Annotated in this window: 5 protein-coding genes; all 5 read left to right on the top strand. The window is 40.8% G+C overall.

What is annotated here, in order from left to right; all coding sequences use genetic code 11:
- Nucleotides 1–737: 737 nt before the first annotated feature.
- The 5 genes from smc (at nucleotide 738) to F6K54_RS35345 (ending at nucleotide 7444) form a co-directional block, all read left to right on the top strand.
- Entirely contained in the window at nucleotides 738–4421 is a 3684-nt protein-coding gene (gene smc / locus F6K54_RS35360) for a chromosome segregation protein SMC (RefSeq protein WP_293088409.1), read from the top strand.
- Nucleotides 4422–4747: 326 nt separating this feature from the next.
- On the top strand, nucleotides 4748–5434 hold the full coding sequence (locus tag F6K54_RS43405; protein WP_366558323.1) for a helix-turn-helix domain-containing protein: 687 nt from the start codon (nucleotides 4748–4750) through the stop codon (nucleotides 5432–5434).
- Nucleotides 5435–5461: 27 nt separating this feature from the next.
- Nucleotides 5462–5827 carry a transposase gene (locus F6K54_RS43400; RefSeq protein ID WP_366558322.1) on the top strand — a complete coding sequence of 122 codons (366 nt, stop codon included), beginning with the start codon at nucleotides 5462–5464 and terminating at the stop codon, nucleotides 5825–5827.
- Between the two features lie 11 nt (nucleotides 5828–5838).
- A complete protein-coding gene (locus F6K54_RS43395; protein WP_366558321.1) occupies nucleotides 5839–6078 on the top strand; it encodes a transposase in 240 nt (79 codons plus the stop codon).
- A gap of 265 nt (nucleotides 6079–6343) precedes the next feature.
- Nucleotides 6344–7444, top strand: a complete 1101-nt coding sequence (locus F6K54_RS35345) for a PRC-barrel domain-containing protein (RefSeq protein WP_293088407.1) — start codon at nucleotides 6344–6346, stop codon at nucleotides 7442–7444.
- The last annotated feature ends 617 nt before the right edge of the window (nucleotides 7445–8061 follow it).

Genomic DNA, 8061 nt, shown 5'->3' with positions numbered 1-8061 from the left:
TCAATATTTTGGCTGCGGGACTCGCAGTGTCAGTCTGTGGAGCGACTGTAAGACCATCTGAGAGTAAATCTCGTTTATGCTGGTGCTAAGAAACAGAAAGCCCCTAACAGCGATGCTAGGGAATCCCTCGCTGTCTAGTGAGATCAGCGTCGGGAGGATGTCAATGATAATTTATCTATTGTCCAATAGTTATGGCTCTGCAGCAACCACTGAGTAAAAACTCTTATTGCGACATCCGCAACAAAAGCAACCACTGAGTAAAAAGTCCTATTGCGACATACGCAATAAAAGCAAATGCTGTAAAAGTAAGTAAAAATTCTTATCAAAATCATAAGGGTCGCACAACCCCGCCTTTTAAGGCGCAATATTTTTGGAGAGTTGCTCACGCATCCCCTACTTCCCCTCCTGGGAGGGGTTATATCATGTTCGGTTGAATACTTATAATATATGCGGACCGAAGGCAGAAGGCAGAAGGCAGAAGGGAAAGAGCAAGGTTAGAAGACAGAAGGTTTTTTATAACTGATTATCCGAACATGATATTAGGGGTGGGTTAACTTCTGACTTCATTAATGCGGCCATTACTGAGGGCCAGGATAAATATAAGTGGCGATAGGCATCCTGCCTGTCCCGAAAATATCTCGAACGGGCAAGATGCCCATTCCACAAATCTCAAGTCCTGTGTTTTATGTATAAAATAATTAAAAGCCCAAATCTACCCAGTTCAAAAACTGGCCTTCATGGTTCATATCAAACGCCTGGAACTAACTAACTTTAAATCTTTCGGTGGCACTACTACTATTCCGTTGCTGCCTGGATTTACTGTGGTTTCTGGGCCTAATGGTTCGGGCAAATCCAACATTCTCGACGCACTCCTTTTTTGCCTGGGCCTATCTACTTCCAAAGGTATGAGAGCCGAACGCCTGCCAGACCTAGTTAATAACAAATTGGCAGGACGTAAAACTGTCGAAACTATTGTCAAAGTCACCTTTGATTTAGAAGATGTAGAAACAAGTCTAAATGGCTACGAAGACCTCGAACCTTCACAGTCAGAAACTCAAACAACTACAGAAAATCCACCAGAAGTAATAGAAAATGGAGCAAATACTCCAGAATCTGACGATCCATTTGAGATAGCTTCATCTTTTCATTCATTAAGTGAGTGGAGTATTTCCCGCCGCCTCCGAGTTACTAAACAAGGGACTTACACCTCCACTTATTATATGAATGGTCAACCATGCACCCTGACCGAACTCCACGAACAACTAAATCAACTCCGGGTTTACGCCGAAGGATATAACGTTGTGCTTCAGGGTGACGTAACCAGTATTATTTCCATGAAGTCTCGGGAACGTCGAGAAATAATTGATGAAATGGCAGGAGTGGCTCAATTTGACAGAAAAATTACCCTGGCCAAAGATAAATTAGACTTGGTGAAAGAACAAGAAGAAAAAAGTCGCATTGTAGAAAAAGAACTGCAAAAACAATGTGACCGTCTTTCCCAAGACTGCGTAAAAGCTCAAAAATATCAAGAATTACGAGGTCAACTCGAACAAAAGAGTCTCTGGCAAACAATACTCAAATGGCAAAATCTCCAAAAACAAGAATGGAAACTTAGGGAAAATATAGAATCAGGCGATCGCTCTGCCACAGAAATTAACCAAAATATTCAAACCAAACAAACTGAAATTCAACAGGCCCAAACCGAACTAGACCAACTAAATGTTCAAGTAAAAGCTTTGGGAGAAGAAGAACTTTTAGCCCTACAATCAACCCTTGCCACCCAAGAAGCTGACCGCCGTCAACTAAAACAAAAGCATAAAGAATTAGAAACCACTATTGAGCAAACCATCAATAACCTCAGTCAACTCGAACAAGAAATACAGAAACATCAACAAAATCTGGAAATATTAGCCACAAACAAAATTGTTCAAGCTCAAGAAGTCGAATCTCTAGAGGCCACTCGCAACCAAGCACGGGAAACCCTTAACCAACAACGAGAGTCAGCTAGTGCCATTGCCTCTACTGCCGAAGCTTGGATACAAGAACAAGCCCAACTTCATCATCAAATTGAAACCCTACAGCAAACTCTCAACCCCCAACTGACTGAACAAGCAAGAGTTAGGGAACAAATACATCAGTTAGAAAAGCAAATCCAGGAACAGCAAGAGTCTATGGCTGCTCTGGCGGTAGAAATAGAAAATCAAAATGATTATCATGAAAAAGTAGAAAAGTCAAGAGAAACCGCCAATTATCAAGTAGAATCCTTGACCAAACAATTAGCAGCAGTAGAACAAGACCTGCAAATTCAACAAGATACTCAAACTCGCCTCCTCCAAGAACAAAGGGAAAGACAGCGGAAACTAGATAAATTAGAAGCCCAACAACAGGCAGTTCAAGAAGCTTCCGGAACTTATGCCACAAAAATGCTGCAACAGTCTGGTATTTCTGGCATTTGTGGGTTAGTGGCACAACTGGGGAGAGTAGAACCAAAATATCAGTTGGCTCTAGAAATTGCTGCCGGAGGCCGTCTAGGAAATATGGTGGTAGAAAATGATGGGGTGGGAGCTGCCGGGATTGAATTTTTGAAGCGACAAAGAGCTGGGAGAATGACTTTTTTACCTTTGAATAAAATTCGGTCTCCTCGCCTCAACCGGGATGATAGTTTGCGTTGGGGAGCTGCCGGGTTTATTGATTATGCGGTGAATTTGATTGACTGTGACTCTCGTTATCAGAATATTTTTGCCTATGTTTTTGGCTCTACGGTGGTATTTGATACTTTGGCGAATGCTCGGAAGTATTTGGGTAAACATCGAATTGTTACTCTGGATGGGGAAATATTGGAGACCAGTGGGGCGATGACTGGGGGAAGTGTGTCCCGTCGTTCTGGTAGCTTGCATTTTGGTACGGTTGATGGTAATGAGTCGGCAGAAATAGGGGAAATGGAAGTTCATCGTCAGCGCCTCCAGGAAATAGAGATTGTTTTGGAGCGCTGTCAGGTAGAGATTTCTCGGAGAAAGGAGGATGTGAAGGAGCGGACGCAAGCTTTGATGGAAGGGAAGCAGTATTTTAGAGAAACTCAGCTTAAAGTGGAGCAAATTGAGTCAGAATTGCAAAAATTGAGCAGACAACAGGAGCAAGGGCAAGGGCAATTAGAGAAAAATAATCGAGAATTGGTCAATGCTCGGACAAGATTAACATTCCTAGACCAAGAAATTCCAGCACGAGAAGTCCAATTAACAGAGTTAAAGCAAACTTTGGCTGAGTTGGAAAAGTCTCATACTCACAGTGAGTGGCAACAAATGCAGGAGATGATTCGGTCTCAAGAAGCAGTATTACAAGAGCGGGAGAGTGCTTGGCGAGCTGCCCAACAACAACTTCAGGAGTTGGAAAATCAACAAAGACTTTTACAAGAAAAGGTAGAAGCTATTTCTCGTCGGCAGTCAGAATATCAAGAGCAAGAATTAGCAGCTCGGGAAAATATTAAAGATATAAATAGTCAATTATCGGTTGTGGACGAGCAAATTGCTGAAATTAAAGCAGGTATGGCCAAAGCAGAAGAAAAGTTAGGCACAGAAAAACAAAAAAGAGACCAAGCAGAGGCAAGTCTGCGAGAACTTTATTTAGCTAAACAGCAATTAGAATGGCAACTACAAAAATTGCAAGAATCTCAGGAGGGACGTCGGGAACAGTTAGTGGCTTTGCGGACTCAGTTAGAAGAACAAAAGGCAGAGTTACCTGAACAAGTGCCAGAAGTGCCGGAAAATATTAAAATCGGAGAATTAGATAAGGAGGTGCGATCGCTACAGAAACAACTTCAGGCCCTAGAACCTGTAAATATGTTGGCCCTAGAAGAATATGACCAAACTCAAAAACGTTTAGAAGAGCTAAGTCAAAAATTATCGACTCTGGAAGGAGAGCGCACGGAACTGTTGTTAAGAATAGAAAACTTTACTACATTGAGACAACGTTCATTTTTTGAGGCTTTCAATGCTGTGAATGAAAACTTTCAGACTATTTTTGCCCAACTTTCTGAAGGAGATGGTTATCTACAGTTAGATGATACAGAAGATCCATTCAACAGTGGGTTAAATTTAGTCGCCCATCCCAAAGGAAAACCAGTACAGAGATTAGCCTCTATGTCTGGGGGAGAAAAATCTTTGACAGCTTTAAGCTTTATATTTGCCTTACAGCGTTACCGTCCATCTCCTTTTTATGCCTTTGATGAGGTGGATATGTTTCTGGATGGGGCAAATGTGGAACGATTAGCTAAAATGATTGAAAAACAGGCAAAACAAGCTCAATTTATTGTTGTTAGTCTACGGAGGCCAATGATGGAATCATCCCAGCATACTATCGGTGTTACCCAAGCTAGGGGCGCTCATACCCAAGTTTTAGGGATTAAAATGACTAGGTCTATTTGAAGAAGGAGACAAGAGACAAGAGACAGGAGTCAGGAGACAGGAGTTATGGAGGGAGTTTGCTGATGCACAACTATCGTTCATGCCCCGACAGGAGTCAGGATTGAGAATAAGCTCCTGTGGATTCAAAACTGATAAATTGCAACATAGAAATTAGCTAAACCGCCCTTGAGCCTCACACCATAATTTTAAAGAGGAGTGTGAGATGAATCGGCGGCCGATTAATGGGTTAGATGCCCATTCAATTTGCATGCTATCCCAGCAAAAATCTTCGCCCTAGTTGAAAAACTTGTATTATGATATTGCAATAACCCTGGAAATTTTCCACCATGCGCACTGCCTACCAATATAAATTAAGGCCCAACAAAGAACAAACCGCAGTCATAGAAATGTGGTTGGAATTGTTGTGTCGGCAGTACAACTATCGGTTAGACGAGCGGTTCTCATGGTGGTTAGAAAATCGCTGTCCGGTTAACGCTTGTGCCTTGGTGATGCCAATTCCTCAACTCAGAGATAATCCAGATTATTACTCTCAAAAAAAAGATTTGGTCAATACCAAAGACAAGTTTCCTGAGTACAAATTGATACATTCTCAGGTTTTACAGGATTGCATAAAACGGGTAAAACTTGCCTTTGATAGATGGTTTAAGGCAGATAAAAATGGACATAAATTAGGGAAGCCAAGGTGTCATTTCAGTTATCAGTTATCAGTTATCAGTTATCAGTTTTTAGCTATCAGTACCTCTAGCTGCAGCTTTGGGATTAAAAATACGGAATATTCTTTTTTTTATCCTCTTAAAAAAGGAGACTTTAGACAACAATTTTTAGGTAAAATAAAAGGACGTTATCGTAGTTTTACTTATCTTCAAATCAAGCAAGACTGCATAGAAGGAAACAAGATAAACTTGCCCAAAATAGGCAAGATAAAGTTGATTCAACATCGGCCGTTACCTGATGGTTTTCAAATTAAAACTGTGACGATTAGTCGTAAAGCAGATGGTTATTATCTGACTTGATCCCTAGAAGACAAATTAGTTCCAGCTTTGGCAACTAAAGTTGAACCTACATTGAAAAACACTCTGGGAATTGATATGGGACTGAAGGAATTCTTAGTAACAAGTGAAGGAGAATCTGTTCCCATCCCTCAATACTATCGAAAATCTCAGCAGCGATTAAAGACTCTACAAAAACGTTTATCTCGAAAGAAAAAAGGAAGTAAAAGGAGGCTCAAGGCTGTTAAAGCTGTAGCTAAACAAAATAAAAAGGTTGCTGATAAACGTAAAGATTTTCATTTTAAAACAGCCAATGAATTGTTATCAAAAGCCGAAGTTATCGCCCATGTAGACGCGGAGCGTCGTGCCGGAGGCAAACTTAAATATAAAAGGGCTAGCAAAGACTCGTTTGAGTAAATCAATTAACGATGCGATTTGGGGGACAATTCCTAACTATTTTAACTGTCAAAGCTGGAAATGCTGGACAGAAAACTATAGCAGTGAACCCCAAAAATACTAGCCAAGACTGCTCAAATTGTGGTGAAAAAGTCAAGAAAGAATTAAAAATACGAACTCATTCTTGCCCGCACTGCGGTATTGTCATAGACCGGGACTTAAATGCAGCGATAAATATAAAAAATAGGGCGGTAGGGCCCAGACGTCCTTAAAGCACGCGCGTGCCCGATGCAATGGCAGGGCTACGAAACGAGAAGCCCACACAATGCGCGCCATCGAGCGTGTGGGAGTATGTCACTAATTTCTCTTAACTTTTGACTTTTGACTTATGCTTATGATAATACTGCTTCGGTTTGACTAAATTCTTTATTGGTAAATTACAATATAAAATTATTAATTGCTCTTAACTTTTGACTTTTGACTTTTTATTTGACTTTTAATTTTTGACTTTTGACTTATTATCGGGATTAAACAATAATGACATTTGAACAAATTTGGCAACGCTCCGATCTGTTAGGAACTCAAATAATCACTCGTGATAAAGGTAAGCGCCTAGGAGTAGTAAGCCAATTATGGGTAGACGTTGATCGGCGGGAGGTAGTAGCTATTGGACTACGAGACAATATATTAGCCGTAGCTGGAATACCTAAGTTTATGTTTCTCAAAAATATCCGTGAAATAGGCGATGTTATTTTGGTAGATGACGAAGAAGTAGTAGAAGAAGATATTGATGCTGAAGCTTATAGTAGTCTAATTAATAGCGAAGTCCTCACAGAAAATGGTGAACTATTAGGCCGAGTTCGGGGTTTCAAGTTTGATACTACAGATGGCAAAGTTTTGTCATTGATTATTGCTTCTATTGGTATACCCCAAATTCCAGAGCAAGTTATTAGCACTTATGAACTATCAATTGATGAAATTGTTAGTAGTGGGCCAAATCGCCTGATTGTGTTTGAAGGTTCTGAAGAAAAACTCAAACAGTTAACAGTGGGAGTATTAGAACGTTTAGGTTTAGGAGAAGCACCTTGGCAAAAAGAGGAAGATGGATTATATTATCCTCCCACAGTGAAACCTGATAATCAATTAGGTACAGGACAACCAGCGACTCGGGAACCTATTCGCACAGTAGCACCCTCAACTCAAGAAGCATGGGATGAAGATTGGGCAGAACCGGAACCCAGAAGACCTAGGGTAGTTGAACCTGAACCTATTTATGATGACTACTATGAAGAAGAAATAGCTCCCCCTCCACGGCAGCTAGAGCGAGAAGCAGTTTATGAAGATTATTATGAGACAGAAGCGGTTGTTGCACCACCAGTAGCCCGTCAGGAAAGACAAGCTCCTAGTTATGATGAGTATGAAGAAGATAATTGGGGAGAGTCAGACGGATATGATTATGAAGAGGAGAAATATGAACAGAAAGAATATAAACCTGCTTCAGAATATGAATATGACGAAGATATAGAAAAAGATGCCTGGGCTGATGATGAGGCTCCAAAACCTTATCAAGCACCTCGTGTCAATATTCCTCAGAAAACTAAAATGCCAGAATATGAAGAAGAACCTGGTGGTTATTAAATTAATGGTTGAAGAAGGCAGCTATGCTGGAGGCAGGAGGCAGAAGGGAAAATTGTTTGGGGATTTGAGCCCCATACAATTTTAAGCACCCCCGTTGACAGTGGGGTATTAAACCCATAAAGGAAAAGATAATGGATAATGGATAATTAGGGCTTGCCCATCTAAGCTTAAAGTCTTTACACATAAAGGTTTGAAGATTTTTAGATATCAAAAAATTCTATAGCAATGAGCGCTGGTATATTTACAAATTACAAGAACTGTCCAATAGCTAAAAGTCTTATACTATCGGTTTTTTATTCCTCCTGTTGCCTGTTGCCTGTTGCCTGTTGCCTGCGCACAGCGCTATAGCTTTTAGGTAGGGCTTGCTGATTAAATCTTAAAGCATTGACGGATATTGGTTTTAGCCTTTTTAGGTCTGGAAAAAGTACCTGGTTTTCAGCTCTTCATGGTCAAAAAGGAGCGCATTTCTGGCGCACAGTTGGGCAAAAAAAATTATTCCCCTACTCCACTACTCCCCTACTCCCCTACTCCCCCGCTCCCCTACTCCTTAAAAAAGACTTTTTAAGCAAGCCCTAGGTAGTTCCGGTTCAATTTAGGAGCGTATTTTGGGTAGATTA

Origin of the sequence: Okeania sp. SIO3B5, assembly GCF_010692555.1 — a bacterium.
In the GTDB taxonomy this organism is placed as follows: domain Bacteria; phylum Cyanobacteriota; class Cyanobacteriia; order Cyanobacteriales; family Microcoleaceae; genus Okeania.
The sequence above is the reverse complement of the archived record's forward strand: the minus strand, read 5'-3'. Positions and strand labels throughout refer to the sequence as shown.

What these genes read in the sequence shown, in the direction of transcription:
- F6K54_RS43395 (WP_366558321.1), top strand. Translation starts at nt 5,839, where the DNA reads ATGCGATTTGGGGGACAATTCCTAACTATTTTAACTGTCAAAGCTGGA.
- smc (WP_293088409.1), top strand. Translation starts at nt 738, where the DNA reads ATGGTTCATATCAAACGCCTGGAACTAACTAACTTTAAATCTTTCGGT.
- F6K54_RS35345 (WP_293088407.1), top strand. Translation starts at nt 6,344, where the DNA reads ATGACATTTGAACAAATTTGGCAACGCTCCGATCTGTTAGGAACTCAA.
- F6K54_RS43405 (WP_366558323.1), top strand. Translation starts at nt 4,748, where the DNA reads ATGCGCACTGCCTACCAATATAAATTAAGGCCCAACAAAGAACAAACC.